The sequence below is a fragment of the Mycobacterium sp. 1081908.1 genome, assembly GCF_001673535.1.
Taxonomy (GTDB): Bacteria; Actinomycetota; Actinomycetes; order Mycobacteriales; family Mycobacteriaceae; genus Mycobacterium.
Genome location: NZ_LZLY01000102.1, coordinates 34,154 through 49,288 on the forward strand (window position 1 = coordinate 34,154; position 15,135 = coordinate 49,288).

The 15,135-nt window shown below is 68.8% G+C and carries 18 protein-coding genes; 11 read left to right on the plus strand and 7 right to left on the minus strand.

From position 1 onward, the window contains the following. Positions 1-15 precede the first annotated feature (15 nt). The gene (locus A5655_RS16005; protein ID WP_067011461.1) at positions 16-624 is read right to left on the minus strand and encodes a TetR/AcrR family transcriptional regulator; all 609 of its coding nucleotides are present in this window, start codon (positions 622-624) and stop codon (positions 16-18) included. A 66-nt stretch (positions 625-690) separates the two neighbouring features. Here A5655_RS16005 and A5655_RS16010 point away from each other — a divergent pair, with 66 nt between their 5' ends. The 4 genes from A5655_RS16010 to A5655_RS16025 all read left to right on the plus strand — a co-directional run bounded on the left by A5655_RS16010 (position 691) and on the right by A5655_RS16025 (position 3,593). After that, a complete protein-coding gene (locus A5655_RS16010; RefSeq protein ID WP_067011463.1) occupies positions 691-1,848 on the plus strand; it encodes an aromatic ring-hydroxylating dioxygenase subunit alpha in 1,158 nt (385 codons plus the stop codon). Further along, on the plus strand, positions 1,845-2,324 hold the full coding sequence (locus A5655_RS16015) for a nitroreductase family deazaflavin-dependent oxidoreductase (protein ID WP_067011465.1): 480 nt from the start codon (positions 1,845-1,847) through the stop codon (positions 2,322-2,324). Before A5655_RS16010 ends, A5655_RS16015 begins: the two co-directional genes overlap by 4 nt. 150 nt (positions 2,325-2,474) lie before the next feature. Beyond that, positions 2,475-3,017 (plus strand): glycoside hydrolase, encoded by a 543-nt coding sequence (locus A5655_RS16020; RefSeq protein WP_067011468.1) that lies wholly within the window; start codon positions 2,475-2,477, stop codon positions 3,015-3,017. A gap of 252 nt (positions 3,018-3,269) precedes the next feature. Next, the gene (locus tag A5655_RS16025) at positions 3,270-3,593 is read left to right on the plus strand and encodes a putative quinol monooxygenase (protein WP_067011470.1); all 324 of its coding nucleotides are present in this window, start codon (positions 3,270-3,272) and stop codon (positions 3,591-3,593) included. On the opposite strand, the gene A5655_RS16030 is transcribed toward A5655_RS16025, so the two are convergent. After that, positions 3,590-4,270, minus strand: coding sequence for a guanylate cyclase (locus A5655_RS16030; protein ID WP_067011472.1), 681 nt, complete (start codon positions 4,268-4,270; stop codon positions 3,590-3,592). The genes A5655_RS16025 and A5655_RS16030 overlap by 4 nt on opposite strands. A 95-nt stretch (positions 4,271-4,365) precedes the next feature. Here A5655_RS16030 and A5655_RS16035 point away from each other — a divergent pair, with 95 nt between their 5' ends. Continuing rightward, positions 4,366-4,575 (plus strand): hypothetical protein, encoded by a 210-nt coding sequence (locus A5655_RS16035; protein WP_067011474.1) that lies wholly within the window; start codon positions 4,366-4,368, stop codon positions 4,573-4,575. Here A5655_RS16035 and A5655_RS16040 read toward each other — a convergent pair. Continuing rightward, positions 4,527-5,360: an adenylate/guanylate cyclase domain-containing protein gene (locus A5655_RS16040; RefSeq protein WP_067011476.1), complete on the minus strand. Its 834-nt coding sequence runs from the start codon at positions 5,358-5,360 to the stop codon at positions 4,527-4,529. The genes A5655_RS16035 and A5655_RS16040 overlap by 49 nt on opposite strands. A gap of 103 nt (positions 5,361-5,463) precedes the next feature. Here A5655_RS16040 and A5655_RS16045 point away from each other — a divergent pair, with 103 nt between their 5' ends. Both A5655_RS16045 and gnd read left to right on the plus strand, forming a co-directional pair. After that, the gene (locus A5655_RS16045) at positions 5,464-6,873 is read left to right on the plus strand and encodes a glucose-6-phosphate dehydrogenase (protein WP_067011528.1); all 1,410 of its coding nucleotides are present in this window, start codon (positions 5,464-5,466) and stop codon (positions 6,871-6,873) included. A 13-nt stretch (positions 6,874-6,886) separates the two neighbouring features. Then, positions 6,887-7,909, plus strand: coding sequence for a phosphogluconate dehydrogenase (NAD(+)-dependent, decarboxylating) (gnd, locus tag A5655_RS16050; protein WP_067011478.1), 1,023 nt, complete (start codon positions 6,887-6,889; stop codon positions 7,907-7,909). On the opposite strand, the gene A5655_RS16055 is transcribed toward gnd, so the two are convergent. Beyond that, the gene (locus A5655_RS16055; RefSeq protein ID WP_067011480.1) at positions 7,906-8,769 is read right to left on the minus strand and encodes an alpha/beta fold hydrolase; all 864 of its coding nucleotides are present in this window, start codon (positions 8,767-8,769) and stop codon (positions 7,906-7,908) included. The genes gnd and A5655_RS16055 overlap by 4 nt on opposite strands. Positions 8,770-8,904: 135 nt before the next feature. Here A5655_RS16055 and A5655_RS16060 point away from each other — a divergent pair, with 135 nt between their 5' ends. From A5655_RS16060 to A5655_RS16070, 3 genes are all read left to right on the plus strand, one after another. Continuing rightward, entirely contained in the window at positions 8,905-9,387 is a 483-nt protein-coding gene (locus A5655_RS16060; protein WP_067011482.1) for a VOC family protein, read from the plus strand. A 165-nt stretch (positions 9,388-9,552) separates the two neighbouring features. After that, on the plus strand, positions 9,553-10,458 hold the full coding sequence (locus A5655_RS16065; RefSeq protein ID WP_067011484.1) for an alpha/beta fold hydrolase: 906 nt from the start codon (positions 9,553-9,555) through the stop codon (positions 10,456-10,458). 16 nt (positions 10,459-10,474) lie between these two features. After that, positions 10,475-11,701: a WS/DGAT domain-containing protein gene (locus tag A5655_RS16070; RefSeq protein WP_067011530.1), complete on the plus strand. Its 1,227-nt coding sequence runs from the start codon at positions 10,475-10,477 to the stop codon at positions 11,699-11,701. 3 nt (positions 11,702-11,704) lie between these two features. On the opposite strand, the gene A5655_RS16075 is transcribed toward A5655_RS16070, so the two are convergent. The 3 genes from A5655_RS16075 to A5655_RS16085 all read right to left on the minus strand — a co-directional run bounded on the left by A5655_RS16075 (position 11,705) and on the right by A5655_RS16085 (position 14,623). Continuing rightward, positions 11,705-12,310, minus strand: coding sequence for a hypothetical protein (locus tag A5655_RS16075; protein WP_067011486.1), 606 nt, complete (start codon positions 12,308-12,310; stop codon positions 11,705-11,707). Further along, positions 12,307-13,875: a pyruvate, phosphate dikinase gene (locus tag A5655_RS16080; protein ID WP_067011487.1), complete on the minus strand. Its 1,569-nt coding sequence runs from the start codon at positions 13,873-13,875 to the stop codon at positions 12,307-12,309. The genes A5655_RS16075 and A5655_RS16080 overlap by 4 nt, the downstream gene beginning before the upstream one ends. A gap of 82 nt (positions 13,876-13,957) precedes the next feature. Next, a complete protein-coding gene (locus A5655_RS16085; protein ID WP_369807224.1) occupies positions 13,958-14,623 on the minus strand; it encodes an NADPH-dependent F420 reductase in 666 nt (221 codons plus the stop codon). On the opposite strand from A5655_RS16085, the gene A5655_RS16090 reads away from it, so the two are divergent. Next, positions 14,622-15,131: a DoxX family protein gene (locus A5655_RS16090; RefSeq protein ID WP_067011489.1), complete on the plus strand. Its 510-nt coding sequence runs from the start codon at positions 14,622-14,624 to the stop codon at positions 15,129-15,131. The genes A5655_RS16085 and A5655_RS16090 overlap by 2 nt on opposite strands. Positions 15,132-15,135 lie beyond the last annotated feature (4 nt).

A 15,135-nucleotide genomic window follows, 5' to 3' on the forward strand; every position in this document is an offset into this window, starting at 1 on the left:
ATAGATTTCGACTACTCAGCGCCGCCTGACGGCGTGCGCACGCACCGACGGTGCGATCCAGTCCTCCAGGAAGGCCCGCAGCCTCTTTCCGGTGCGGGCGGGGCGCCCGGGGTCCACGATGAGCGACTGCAGCATGCGCAGCATGACCTCGACGAGTTCGTCGAGCTTGCCTTCGGCGAATCCCGCTGCGGCCCAGTCAACTTCGAACCGCTGCAGGATCGACCTGCCGAACGAAATCGCCATGTCCGAGGTCACCCCGGCGGTCAGTGCGCTGGCCTTGCCGGGCTGCATGACCAGGCTGAGGTACCTGTCGTGGGCGATCTGCTCGTAGGTGTAGGCGATGCCTTCCACGACCGCCTCGGTGGGGTCGGTGATCGACCCCAAATGGGTGGCCAGCCGATTCAGGAAGGCATCGACGGACGAGAGCGCCGTGGCACCCAGGAGCGCCTCATGGGTGGGGAAGTAGCGATAGACGGTTTGACGCGTCACGCCCAGGGTTTGGGCGACCTCGGACACGCTCACGGTGCCGCGTTCGTCGATGGCGGTTCGCGCCGTGTCGATGATGCGAGCGACCGCTTCCTCGTCGTCCGCCGGGATGTCCCCGGACCAGCCGTGCCGTCGCATTGCGTGATCGTCGCACAACGGGGCGTCGGGGCTTGACAATACAACCCGTCGTGATTGTATGGTCAGATGGCTCCTGTGAGTGGCACCGACGTGAACCTGACCCGGCGGGGGTTGCGGCACGCCCTGGACGGCACGACGGATCTGGCCGATCGCGAACTGAGGGTGCCGCTGCACTACTACCGCGATCCGAAGATCACCGAGATCGAGGAGTCGCAGATCCTGCGCAGGGTGCCGTTGGCCATCGTCCCGTCGGCGCAGGTGCCGGAGAAGAACGACTACGTGGTCCGCTCGGTGCTGGGCGATTCGCTGCTGGTGACCCGGGACCGCTCCGGCGCCAGCCATGTCCTGCTCAACTACTGTCGCCACCGCGGGGCCATGCCGGCGTGCGGGTCCGGCAACGCCTCGCGATTCGTGTGTCCCTATCACGCCTGGACATACCGCAACACCGGTGAGTTGTTCATGGTTCCGGGCAAGGCCGCCTTCGATTCCATGGATCCCAAGGAATACGGGTTGGTGGAACTGCCGTCCGAGGAGCGCCACGGCTTCATCTGGGCGGTGCTGGCCGCCGACGCGACCATCGACCTCGACGCGCACCTCGGCGCCCTCGACGCCGAGCTGGCGCTGTGGAACTACCGGGCGTACGGGTACCACACGCAGCGCGAGTTCACATCCGGGGTGTCGTGGAAGGGCGCGCTGGAAGCGTTCGCCGAGGGATACCACTTTCCCTACGTCCACGGCCAGAGCCTCATCGGACAGAACACGCTGGCCAACACCATGGTCTACGACGAGTTCGGCAAGCACCACCGGATCGGCTTTCCGTTCAACTGGATCACCAATGTCGACGCCGACCCCACCGCGTCGACGGAACCGCTGATGAATATGGGGGTGATCTACTGGGTGTATCCGAACCTCATTCTCGCGAACAGCCCTGTGGGCGTGGAGATTATCGACATACTGCCCGATGGTGAGCCGACGCGCTGCACGGTCCGGCACAGCTGGATGGCCCGAATACCGGCAACCGACGACGCCATGAGGGCCGGCTACGACGCGGTCTACGAAGGGGTGCACGCGGCGGTTCGCGACGAGGACTTCGCGATGCTGCCCCAGTGCGGCGAAGGCGTCAGGCGCGGGCAGCACGACCACATGATCATCGGCCGCAACGAGATTGGCGTCCAGCACATGATCAAAGTGTTCGGCCAAGAACTCGGCGTGGCGCTGCAATGACCGCACCCAAGCGGCCCGAGCAGCTGGATTCGCCGCTGCTGCCCATCATCTTCCGCCACATGAGCAGGGCGCAGGTGTGGGTGTACCGCAAGACGAACGGGCGCATCGGGGGCAAGTGGCGGATCGGCGCCGGCTTCCGCAAGCCGGTGCCGACCCTGCTGCTCGAACACCGGGGCCGCAAATCGGGCAAGCTGTTCACGGTGCCGCTCCTCTACCTACGCGATGGACAGGACGTGGTCGTGGTCGCCTCCCAAGGGGGGCTGCCGCATCATCCGCAGTGGTACCGCAATCTGGTCGCCGACCCCGATACGACCGTTCAAATCGGGGGCGAGCGGCGATCGGTGCGCGCGGTGACCGCCGACGCGGAGCAGCGACGCCGCCTGTGGCCGCGCCTGGTCGAGCTCTACGCGGACTTCGACACCTATCAAAGTTGGACCGACCGCGAGATTCCGGTCGTGGTCCTGCGGCCCCGCTGAGCCCGCGGGTCGAAGGATTTTCTCGTCCAGAAATTTGCTGGCATGTAATCGACCCGCTATCTCGATGTGGCGCACGCCATTGCGTTATTTACGCATGACGATGGCCACAAATTTTGGTTCGCGGTAATGCAATTGCTAGCGTGCCTGCCCATGGTCGTTTTAGCAACGTTGATGTCGCTCATCAATCAGGTCTCCGGGACGCCCTATATTCCGGGTGGAGATTCTCCCGCCGGGACCGATTGCTCTGGGCTCGCTTCCTGGGTCGCCAACGCGGCCACCGACCGGCCGGTCTTCGGCAGCCGGTTCAACACCGGCAACGAAGAGGCCGCATTGCTGCAACGCGGCTTCCAGTACGGAACCGCCCCCAACGCGTTGGTGATCGGCTGGAACGGCGGTCACACCGCGGTGACCCTGCCGGACGGCACGCCGGTATCCAGCGGCGAACGCGGCGGCGTGCACATCGGTGGCGCGGGGGCCTACCAGGCCGGATTCACGCACCACATGTTCCTGCCGATGCCGGACGGCGACTTCGCGCTGCCGCCGCCGCCCGACGCGCCGCCGCCTCCGCCGGACGCTCCGCCGCCGCCGCCGGAGGCACCGGCTCCGCCGGCGGTTCTGGTCGACGCCGCGGCGCCCGCGCCGCCGGCCCCCGACGCGCCGCCGCCCGCGGACCCCGCAATTCCCAATCCATAAAGAATTGGATTCGCGCCGGTCTCATTATTCGAATAGGAGTGCATTCCCCGCGAATGTGAACCGATCGGGATAATCGCACGGTTGTGACGCGCGTCACGTGATTGCGCGCATATGGCCGGCGGAAATCCAATATCAGAAATTCGCCTGGGCGTCAAAGTGGACGCCCAGGCGAATTTTGCTGGAGACCCACTAGTGCCCCGGTGCCACACGGGGGAGGTGCACGGGCGGCCGTGCAGCGGCGATGATCGGTTCATGATCTTCATCGTCGTCAAGTTCGAGACCAAGCCCGAGTGGACCGACCGCTGGCCGGAGCTGGTCGCCCCGTTCACCGCTGCCACCCGCGCCGAGGCGGGCAACCTGTGGTTCGAGTGGTCGCGCAGCCTGGGCAACCCGGCGGAGTACGTCCTCGTGGAGGCGTTCCGCGACGGTGACGCCGGAGACGTCCACGTCAACAGCGATCACTTCAAGCGGGCGATGCACGAGCTCCCGCAGGCGCTGACGTCCACGCCCAAGATCATCAGCCAGACGATCGATGCGACGGGGTGGTCCGAGCTGGGCGAAATGACGGTCGATTAGCCGACGGCGACCGCGATTTCGCTGCCCAGCTGATACCCCGGGGCGAGCGGAAGTGTGTCGCCGCTCCAGAACGAGCCCGGGTCAAACCAATTCGCGTCCTTGTCGGTGACGAGCAGTCCCATCTCCTCGTAGGTGATCGCCACCGTCTCCGCGCAGTACGCCGTCTCCAGGCTCATCTTGCGCTCCTGCCTGCGGCGCCGTGTCTGTTCGCGAACCTTCCTGTCCACCAACGGGATTCCACGCACCCAGTCGTTGATGGTCGGGATCCGGCCGCGGAACCACCGGCCGGTCAGCCGGGCGGTGGTGGGAAACGCGGTGCCGTCCATCCGCGCGATCGTCCGCAGCAGCCTGTTCTCCTGTTCGCGGGTGGCGTAGGGCGTCAACTGGCGTAGCCAGCACCGCTGTTGGTAGCGATCGGTCCACTGCAGGACGGCCTGACGCAGATCGTTGAGCTGTACGCCACGGTGGTTGGTGCCGGTCCAGACGTCGACCAGTTTGTCGCCCAGCTCGGCATGCCAGATCAACGGGGGAAGGTCGTCGACGGCCACCGTCATGCCGACGTGGTTCACCGGAGCGTTCGTCAACGTCTGAATCGCCCGGTCAGGTCCTGATCGGCCGCGGAACAGCCAGAGGTCGCCGGTCCGGGTCTCGTCCAGCGCCTGGTCCAGGGTCAGCATGTAAGTCCGCTCGTCGCTTCGGGTTTCGCCATCGCAGCCATTATGAGCCCGGGAGGAGTTCGCGGGCGACCGGGCGTGGTAATAGCCTGTCAGTTATGCGCAGGGTTTGGAAGTGGATCGGGCTCGCCGGTGTCGCCGGCGTCGTCGCCGGGGGAGTGCTGGTAGCCCGCGACCAACGCAAGCGGCGGGCCTACACGCCCGACGAGATCCGTGCGCGGCTGCACGAGCGCTTGGCCGAATCCGATGCGGCGAGCTTTCAGTCCAAGTCGGGCTCGGCGTCGGGTTCGACGGAGAACAAGCGGTAGCTGCCCGAAAAGCCCTTCAATTCGACCTCGCGCCCCTTGTCGAACCGGATGCCGTCACAGTCGCGCAGGGCGTCTCGCACCGGTTCGCTGACCAGGATCTGGCCGCCGACGGCCTGCGCGGCGACCCGGGCCGCCATCGCGACGTTGCGCCCGAACAGGTCGTCGCCGCGGCGCACCGAGCGGCCCATGTGAATGCCGATCCGGACCCGAATGTCGGGCTGCCGCTTGCGTTTTGCGTTTTGGTGCAGCGCGTGCTGGACGTCCATGCCGCAGCGCACCGCCTCCTCGGCGCGCGAGAAGGCGATCATGTAGCCGTCGCCCTGGCTCTTGACCACGTGGCCGGAGCGCTGCCGCACCAGCCCCGAAACGAGCTTGTCGTGCGAGCTGATCAGCCTGACCCAGGCGCGGTCGCCGATGCGCTCGTTGAGGGCGGTGGACTCCTCGATGTCGGAGAACAGGATCACCACCCGGCCGTCGGGGGTGACCCGGGCCAGGTCGGGCCGCTCCACCTCGGCCCAGTCGGCGAGGTCCTCGATCGAGCTGCGCACGGCGGCGCCGAAGCCCTCCTTGCGCATCACGTTGGCGGCGTTCCACACCCGTTTGACCGCCTCGCGACCGCCCGACAACAGCTGATTGCGGGCGTCGGTGCGTTGCCGCAACTCGTCGATCTCGCGGCGGCCGCGCACCAGCAGCACTGAGAGCACGGCAATGGCGCCGGCTTCGATCGCGGCCACCCCGGCGAGGACGTAGACCGCGAGATGCAGCATGTCACCCACGGTTGGCATCTTGCCAAAGGCCCTGGCGGCTTCGGCTTGTCGGGCCTATCGACACGCTTTAGGGTTGAGCACGGGCCGCCGCGGGTAGCGAATCTCAAGGGAGGTGCGCGTCTTGGCCGACGGTGAGACTGGCTCGTCGAATCTTTTGGTGATCTTCGGCATTACCGGTGATCTGGCCCGCAAGATGACCTATCGCGCGCTGTACCGGCTCGAGTCGCGCGGCCTGCTGAAGTGCCCGATCATCGGCGTGGCCAGTGACGACATGCCCGTGGAGAAGCTGGTCGAGCGGGCGCGGCAGGCGATCGGCGAATCCGGCGAGAAACTCGACGATGCGGTGTTCGACCGGTTCGCGGCCCGGCTGTCGTATCTGCACGGCGACGTCACCGACCCCGGCCTCTACCAGCAACTCGCCAAGCGGATCGGCAAGGGCTGCCGCACGCTGTACTACCTGGAGATGCCGCCGTCGTTGTTCGCGCCGATCGTCGAGAACCTCGCGAAGGTGGAACTGCTGGAGGGCGCGCGCGTCGCGGTGGAAAAGCCGTTCGGCCACGACCTGGCGTCCGCGCGTGACCTGAACGCCCGGCTGCGCGCGGTGTTGGACGAGGACCAAATCCTGCGTGTGGACCACTTTTTGGGAAAACAACCCGTCGAGGAACTGCAGTACCTGCGCTTCGCGAACAACGGCCTGGCCAAGGTGTGGGACCGCGACAGCATTTCCGAAATCCACATCACCATGGCCGAGGACTTCGGAATCGAGGACCGCGGCAAGTTCTACGACGCCGTCGGCACCTTGCGCGACGTCGTGCAGAACCACCTGCTGCAGGTGCTCGCACTCGTCGCGATGGAGCCGCCGGTCGGCCCCAGCGATGACGACCTGAACGACAAGAAGGCCGAAGTCTTCCGCGCGATGCCGGCGCTGGATCCGGAGCGCTGCGTGCGCGGCCAGTATCGCGGCTACACCGACGTCGCCGGGGTGGCCAAGGATTCGCAGACCGAGACCTACATCGCGCTGCGGACCGAGATCGACAACTGGCGCTGGGCCGGGGTGCCGATCTTCCTGCGCGCCGGCAAGGCGCTGCCGGAGAGGGTCACCGAGGTGCGGATGTTCCTGCACCACGTCCCCGGGTTTTCCTTCCTGCCCAACCGCCGGCCCCCCGAGCCCAACCAGATCGTGTTGCGCATCGACCCCGACCCCGGAATGCGCCTGCAGCTGTCCGCCCAGGCCGGAAACTCCTGGCACGACGTTCACCTCGACTCGTCGTTCGCCGAGGATCTCGGCGAGGCGGTGCGGCCCTACGAACGGCTGCTCTACGCCGCGTTCACCGGCGATCGCCAGCTCTTCGCCCGCGAGGACGCCATCGAGGAGACGTGGCGCATCGTGCAGCCGGTGCTGGACAAGCCGGGCCGCATCCACCACTACGAGCCCGGCTCCTGGGGACCCGACGCCGCGCATTCGCTGCTGCACGGTCACCACAGCTGGCAGGAACCGTGGCTACCCCACCGCACGCAGGCGACAAACTAAGGAGACGGGACAAATGCAGCTAGGGATGATCGGCCTGGGGCGCATGGGCGCGAACATCGTTCGGCGTGTGGCCAAGGGCGGCCACGAGTGCGTGGTGTACGACCACAGCCCCGACGCCGTGCAGGCGATGGCCGGCGAGGACAACACCACCGGGGTGTCCTCGCTGGCGGAGCTGGCCGAAAAACTCAGCGCCCCCCGGGTGGTCTGGGTGATGGTGCCGGCCGGGACCATCACCACCGGGGTGATCGACGAACTGGCGAAGACGCTGGACTCCGGGGACATCGTGATCGACGGCGGCAACTCGTACTACCGCGACGACATCCGCCACGCGAAGACGTTGGGCGAGAAGGGCATTCGCTTGCTCGACTGCGGCACCAGCGGCGGGGTGTGGGGCCGCGAGCGCGGCTACTGCCTGATGATCGGTGGCGACGACGACGCGTTCGAGCTTGCCGAGCCGATCTTTGCCACCGTCGCACCCGGCGCAAACGCGGCGCCGCGCACACCCGGCCGCGACGGCGCGATCGCCCAGGCGGAGAAGGGCTACCTGCACTGCGGCCCGTCCGGGGCGGGGCACTTCGTCAAGATGGTGCACAACGGCATCGAGTACGGGATGATGGCCTCGCTCGCCGAGGGGCTGAACATCCTGCGCAACGCCGACGTCGGCAAGCAGATCCTCGAGGGGGACGCCGAAACCGCGCCGCTGTCCAATCCCGAGTTCTACCAATACGACTTCGACATCCCCGACGTCGCCGAGGTGTGGCGTCGCGGCAGCGTCATCGGCTCGTGGCTGCTGGACCTGACCGCGATCGCGCTGCACGAATCGCCCGAGCTGAAGGAGTTCTCCGGGCGGGTCTCGGACTCCGGGGAGGGCCGGTGGACCGCCATCGCGGCGATCGACGAGGGCGTCCCCTCGCCGGTGCTGACGACCGCGCTGCAGTCCCGCTTCGCCAGCCGCCAGCTCGACGACTTCGCCAACAAGGCGCTATCGGCGATGCGCAAGCAGTTCGGCGGGCACGCCGAAAAACCGGCCAACTAGCGCTCGACGAAGGCGACGACGGCGTCGCTGAAGGCGTCGTTGTCGTCGCCGGCCGCGGTGTGTCCCGCGTTCGACAGTTCGACGAATTCGGCGCGGGGCACCTGGGTGAGGAAGTGCTGGACGCCCTCGGGGCTGACGACGTCGGACAGCTTGCCGCGGATCAACAGGACGGGGATCGACAGGTTGGTCGCGGCATGCTCGAATTTTTCGGTGCGCAGTTCGGGGTCGTCCCCGGGCTTGGTCATGAACGCCGGGTCCCAGTGCCAGTACCAGCGCCCGTCGCGCAGGCGCAGGTTCTTCTTCAGTCCCTCGGGGCTGCGCGGCTTCTCCCGGTAGGGCAGGTAGGCGGCGACGGCGTCGGCGGCCTGCTCCAGCGACTCGAACCCGTCCAGGCCGCTGAACATGAAGTCGCGGATGCGGGCGCTGCCGCCCTTCTCGAATCGGGGCACCACGTCGACGAGCACCAGCTTGATCACCCGGTCGGGGCCGGCCCGGTCGGCGGCCAGGATGCCGGTCAGCCCGCCCATGCTCGCCCCGATGATCACGACGGGCCGGCCGATGGCGTCCAGCACGTGCATCACGTCGGTGGTCAGCGTCTCGACGTCGTAGTCGGCGTCCGGTGCGCGGTCACTGTCGCCGTGGCCCCGGGAGTCCAGCGCCACGACGTGAAACCCGTCGTCGGCCAGGATCTGGCCGGTGTTTTTCCAGGAAAACCGGTTCTGGCCGCCGCCGTGCAGCATCAGGATCGTGGGCCGGTCGGCCGCCGCCGTCGAGCCGCGGTTCCATTCGTCGGCGACCAGGGTGATCCCCTGATGGCCGGAAAACTCGACCGTCTGAAAACTGCTGCTCACGGCGCTCATGGGCGTCCTCTCGATAGATCGCCCCTCGACGTTACCTAGGCAATCTATTAACCGTGGCGTTGGCCCCCGATGAGTTCCCGTCGCCGCCGCGGTCTATCAAGGGGACGCACCTACGACGAATGCAAGGAGATTGCCATGCCATCGATTACGCCCTCGCTGTGGTTCGACAACAACCTGGAAGAGGCGGCGCAGTTTTACACCTCGGTGTTCCCCAACTCACGAATCGAAGGCTTCAACCGGACCACGGAGGCCGGTCCCGGGGAGCCCGGAACCGTCCTTTCGGGCAGTTTCGTGCTGGACGGCGCCCGGTTCATCGGCATCAACGGCGGGCCCCACTTCTCGTTCAGCGAGGCGGTGTCCTTCACGGTCCACTGCAAGGACCAGGACGAGGTCGACTACTACTGGGAGCGGTTGACCGACGGCGGCGAGGAATCTCAGTGCGGCTGGTGCAAGGACCGGTTCGGCCTGAGCTGGCAGATCATCCCCGACCGGCTCTACGAACTGATCGGCGACCCGGACCGAGAGCGCGCCGCGGCGGCCACCCAGGCGATGTACGGCATGCGCAAGATCGTCGTAGCCGACCTGGAGCGGGCGGTGGCGGGGGAGCTCACCCGGTAAGCCGATCGAACCCCGCCCACAGCCGGATCGAAAGGCATTGCCGCGGTGCGGATCTGGCGATTTTCGGCGAGGGTCGGTGCATCCCGGGCGCGCAGGCGTTAGGTTGGTCGGTGCGGACGCGCCGAACGGGAGTGAAAATGGCTGACGAGACCGAGCGAGCCTGCGGTGGGTGAACCGGGCTGGATCGACGTGCCCGGACCTTGCGGCGACCTCAAGGCGCTCACCTGGGGGCCACCGGACGCCCCGATCGCGTTGTGCCTGCACGGCTTCCCCGACACCGCCTACGGGTGGCGCAAGCTCGCGCCGCGACTCGGCGAGTCGGGATGGCGGGTCGTCGCCCCGTTCATGCGCGGGTACGCGCCGTCGTCCATCCCGACCGACGGCGTTTTTCACGTCGGCGCGCTGATGGACGACGCCCTGCGGGTGCGCTCGGCCGCGGGCGGCACCGAGCGTGACGTCGTGATCGGGCACGACTGGGGTGCCATCGCCGCGACCGGCCTCGCCGCGATGCCCGACAGCCCGTTCGCCAAGGCGGTGATCATGTCGGTGCCGGTCTCGGCGGGCTTCCGTCGCCGGGGCGGCGTGGCCGAGCGGGCGCGGCTGATCGGCCACCTACCGCCGCAGCTGCTGCGCAGCTGGTACATCCTCTACTTCCAATTGCCTTGGCTGCCTGAGCGTTCCGCGTCCTGGGTGCTGCCGCTGCTGTGGCGGCGGTGGTCGCCGGGCTATCACGCCGACGAGGACCTGCGGCATGTCGACGCCGCGATCGGCACACCGGAGAGCTGGCGGGCGGCGCTGGGACCGTACCGCGCCACCATCCGCGCGCCGCGGCCGCCGGAGCGGTATGCCGAATTGAACCGGCTGTGGACCGAGGCGCCGCTGCTGCCGTGTTTGTACCTGCACGGTCGCGACGACGGTTGCATGACATCGGCTTTCACCCGGTGGACGGAAAAGGCGCTGCCCGCGGGCAGCGAGGCGGCGATCGTCGACCACGCGGGGCACTTCCTGCAGCTCGAACAGCCGGACAAGGTCGCCAACCTGGTGCTCACGTTCATCGGCTCGCCCGGCTGAGGCCATGGCGCGGCGGATGGCGGCCGTCGATGCGCAGTTCTACTGGATGTCGGCCAAGATTCCCAACGACGAGTTCCTGCTGTACGCGTTCGACGGCGAACCCGCGGACCTCGGGCGCGCGGTCGAGCGGGTGTACCGGCGGGCGCGCGAGTGCCCCGGCCTGACGGTTCGGGTCCGAGAGCGGGGCCGGCTGGCCTATCCGCAGTGGGTGCCCGCGGCGGTCGGGCCGCAGTGGGTGGTCCGACACGACCCGGCCGCCGGGGGCTGGAGCGATTGCCTGGCGGCCGTCGTCGGCCTCGCCGCCGAACAGCTCGACGCGCGCCGGATGCCGTGGCGGCTGCACCTGTTCACCGCGGTTGAGGGCATTCCGGGGGTGCCACGGCCGGGCACCGTCGCGGTGCTGCAAATAGCGCACGCGCTGGCCGACGGCGCGCGCGCCGCGGCGATGGCGGCGTGGCTCTTCGGCCGGGACGCGCCGGTGCCCGAGGCGGTGTGGCCGTCGGCGGGCTTCTTGCCCTGGCGGGCTTTCGACGCGGCGCGCGCCCATCGCCGGCTGGTTCACGACACCCGCGTCGGGTTGCTGGCGCCGACGCTCGGGCCACGCCCGCTGCAGGCGACCAACGCGCGCCCGGGCGCCGCCCGCTCGGTGCGCACCCTGGTGCGGCGCCGCCCGCAACTGCGCGGGCCGACGGTCACGGTCGGGGCGCTGGCCGCGGTGTCCACCGCGCTGTCCGAGCTGCTCGGCGAGGGCAGCGACTCGTTGGGTGCCGAAGTGCCGATGGCCAAACCCGGTGCGCCGCACGCGCATAACCATTTCGGGAACGTCGTCGTCGGGCTCTACCCGACGCTGGGCCTCGATGCCCGGGTCGAGCGAATCGCCGCCGACCTGGACAACGGCCGGCGCCGCTTCGAGCATCCGGCCACCCGCGCGTCCGACCGGGCGTTCGCCGCGGTACCCGCGGCGCTATTGCGTTGGGGCATCGAACAGTTCGACGCCGACGCCCGCCCGACCCAGGTGGCCGGCAACACCGTGGTGTCCAGCGTCAACCGCGGCGCCGCCGACCTCAGCTTCGGCGGTGCCCGGGTGGTGCTGACGGCCGGATACCCGGCGTTGTCGCCGGCGATGGGGCTGACTCACGGCGTGCACGGCATCGGCGACACCGTGGCGATCAGCGTGCACGCCGCCGAGTCCGCCATCCCGGACATCGACGGGTACGTCCGGCTGCTCGATGCCGCATTGTGAGAGCTATTGCGCGTCACCGGATCTCGCCGCCTCCTCGCGGGTCATGCCCATGGCGCCGATCAGTTCTTCGTGCAGCTCGAACCACACGGTGTGATAGGAGTCGATGAGCGGTCGGGCCAGCCAGGTCGTATCGCCGGCCTTGACCCTGTCGAGTGCCGCGCGCAGTTTCGTCGAGTACGCGTGCAGCCGCGGCAACTGGGCCGCGGCCGCGCCGATGATCGGCAGCACCCGCGCGTGCACGGCGTCGAGGCGGGCAAGCACCGCGGCGTCGTATTCGGCGTCGTCGTGGGCGTTGGGCGCGCCCTCGGTGCCGCCCTTGAGCTGCCAGTCGGTGACCACGGCCTTGAAATCGGTGTTCACTGGCCGGAATTCGTCGTACGCGGCGGCGATCGCGGCCGGGTCGGCGCCCGCGCGTTCCTCGTCGAGCAACTCCTGCAACCGGGCTCGGCCGGCGGGGGTGAGCCGCAGCGCCGCGCCGTCGATCAGCAGCCCCGACTCGGTCAGCCGCTCCACGATGGCGGTTGGGTCTTGGCCCAGCGTCGCGGCCAGGTCGGCGGGACTCACCCGGCCCTTCAGCCGGACCGCTTGCAGCACCGCCAATTCGGTCATGGGGCGACCCCCGCGGTCAGCCGCAGCGCGAGCAGCATGACGAGCAGCGGGGTGGTGGAAACCACGTCGGTATGCCCTTCGTCGATGGCCGCGCGCACCGCGGCCTCGGAGGCGTCATCGAGCCTGGGGTGGTCGCCGGCGGCGTGCGCACGCAGTGGGCTGACGCTGCGCGCGATGTCGGCCAGCTCGCGCAGTTCCGGCGTGTCGTCCTCCGACCACGCCGACAGGCTCAGGTCACCCTCGCGCACTTCACCTTCGGAGCCGTCGACGGTGATCTGCCTGCCGGCCAGGGACGCCGCGGCGCCACGGCCGCAACCCACCACGGCCACCCGGCCGAGCTCGCGGCTGACCACCGCGGCGTGGCTGGCGGCGCCGCCGACCTCGGTGACGATTCCCTGGGCGGCCAGCATGCCGTGGACGTCTTCGGGCCTGGTGTGATCGCGCACCAGGATGACCCGTTCGCCGCGCTCGGCGGCGTCCAGCGCCTCGTCGACGTCGGTGTACGCCTTGCCCGAGGCCACGCCCGGGCACGCCGGCAGGCCCGTCGCCAAAAGCGGTGCGGCTAAGCGCGTTTCGGGTTGCAAAGCGGGCAGCAGCAGGGTCTCGACGTGCGCCGGCGTCACCCGGCGAAGCGCCTCGGCGTCGTCGATGAGCCCCTCGTGGCGCAGCTGGAGGGCCAGTCGCACCGCCGCCTGCGCCGAGCGCTCGGCCGCCCGGGTCTGCAGCAGCCACAGCTTGCCGTCGTCGACGGTGAACTCGATCTCCTGGATGTCGGACGCGAGCCGCTCCAGGCGGCGGGCGGCGTCCGCCAGCTGGTCGTAGACGGCCGGTTGCTCATCGCGCAGGGCCGTGATCGGACCCACGTCAACCAGTCCCGACACCACGTCGTCGCCCTGGCCGCCGGGCAGCCACTCGCCGAACGGTTCGTCGGCGCCGGTGATCGGGTTGCGCGAAAAGAAGGCTCCGGCACCGGAATTGGGGCCGCGGTTACCGAACACCATCGCCTGCACGACGACGGCGGTGCCGCCGCGATTGTCCAGACCGTAGTGGGCGCGGTAGGCGACCGCGCGGGGCGAATCCCAGGAGGCGAATACCGCCTCGATCCCGGCGCGCAGCTGCGCGTAGGGGTCTGTCGGTTCCGGCTCACCCACCACGCGCCGATACATGCGGGTGAACCGCTGCCGGGTGTCGCGGGCGAATTGCGGGCCGCCTTCGGCCGCGAGCGCCCGTTCGACGGCGTCGGTCATCCCCACGTCCAGGATGGTGTCCATCATCCCGGGCATGGAGTGCGTGGCGCCCGAGCGCACGCTGACCAAGAGCGGCCGCGGGCCCCGCCCGAAGGTGCGCGAGGTTTCCGCTTCCAGCCGGCGCATCCGGTCGAGCACGTCGTCCCAGATCGCGTCCATGGTCGCCGCGGGATCCGCGAGGCAGCCGAGGCCCACCTCGGTCGTGAGGCAGAACGCCGGCGGCACCGGCAGATTTTCCCGGCGCATCGCGTCGATGCCGTGGCCCTTGTTGCCGAGAAGCTCCCGCGGGTGACGCGCGTCGCCGTCCAGGTCGACCACGGCGGTGCTGCGAGTCGTGGTGCACCCCCTCGTCGTGCGGCACGGTCCGCCGGGACCGTCCCGGCGGGCCTCGACGAGTATGTCAGGACTGCCCGCGCAGCAACCCGAAGCCGAAGTTGGTGCCCAACCCGCGGCGCAGCGCCAGGTGGATCCACAGCAGCCCGTAAGGCTCGAGCAGCCGCGCCAATGTCAGGTCGCCGACGTCGACGGTCTCGAAACCGAGCTCGCCGACCAGCCCCGCGGTCACCGCCTTGGCGTCATCGTCGTCGCCGCAGACGAACATGACCGGTTGGCCCGGCAGGCGGGGCGCGTCCATCATCCCCGCGCCGATTTGGTTCATCGCCTTGCACACGCGGGCGCCGGGCGCCCACTTCGCGACTTCCTCGGCCCCGGAGTTGTCGAACCCGACCTCGAGCGCCTCGATGTCGGGTGTCAGCGGGTTGGTGCAGTCGATCAGGACCTTGCCCGACAGGTCGCCGCAGCCCTGCACCGCCGCCCGCGTGCTCTGCCACGGCGTGCACAGCACCACGACATCGGCTGCGGCGGTGGCGAATTCGTTCGTCTCGACCGAACTGAGCGAAGCATATTTCGGGTCGTCGGGATTTCGCACGCCGAACATGATCTGGTGGCCCCGATTGGCCCACGCGGTGCCCAAGGCGTTGCCGACATTGCCTGCGCCAATGATCGCGATTTTGATGTCGGCCTCCTTCCCGACTCTTGAAACGCTACCCGCTAGGTTTGCACCTATGAATGTGTATGACGTCGGGTTACTGCTCCTGCGGCTGGTGCTGGGACTGACGCTCGCCGCGCACGGCTTCAACAAATTCTTCGGCGGCGGCCGGATTCCGGGAACCGCTCGGTGGTTCGAGAGCATCGGCATGAAACCCGGCAAGTTCCACGCGACCGTGGCCGCGACGACGGAGATGGCCGCCGGGCTGGGCCTGGCGGCCGGGCTGCTCACGCCGATTCCCGCGGCGGGCTTCGTCTCGCTGATGCTGGTCGCGGCGTGGACCGTGCACCGGGCCAACGGCTTCTTCATCGTCAAGGAGGGCTGGGAGTACAACCTGGTGCTGGCCGTGAGCGCCGTCGCGGTGGCCACGCTGGGCGCCGGGCGGCTCAGCCTGGACTGGCTGATCTTCGGCAAGAACTGGTACGACGGCTGGCCCGGCCTGGCGATCTCGGCGGGGCTCGGCCTCGCCGGCGCCGTCGGGCAGTTGGTGATCTTCTACCGGCCGCCGGTCAAGCAGGCCGGATAGCCGC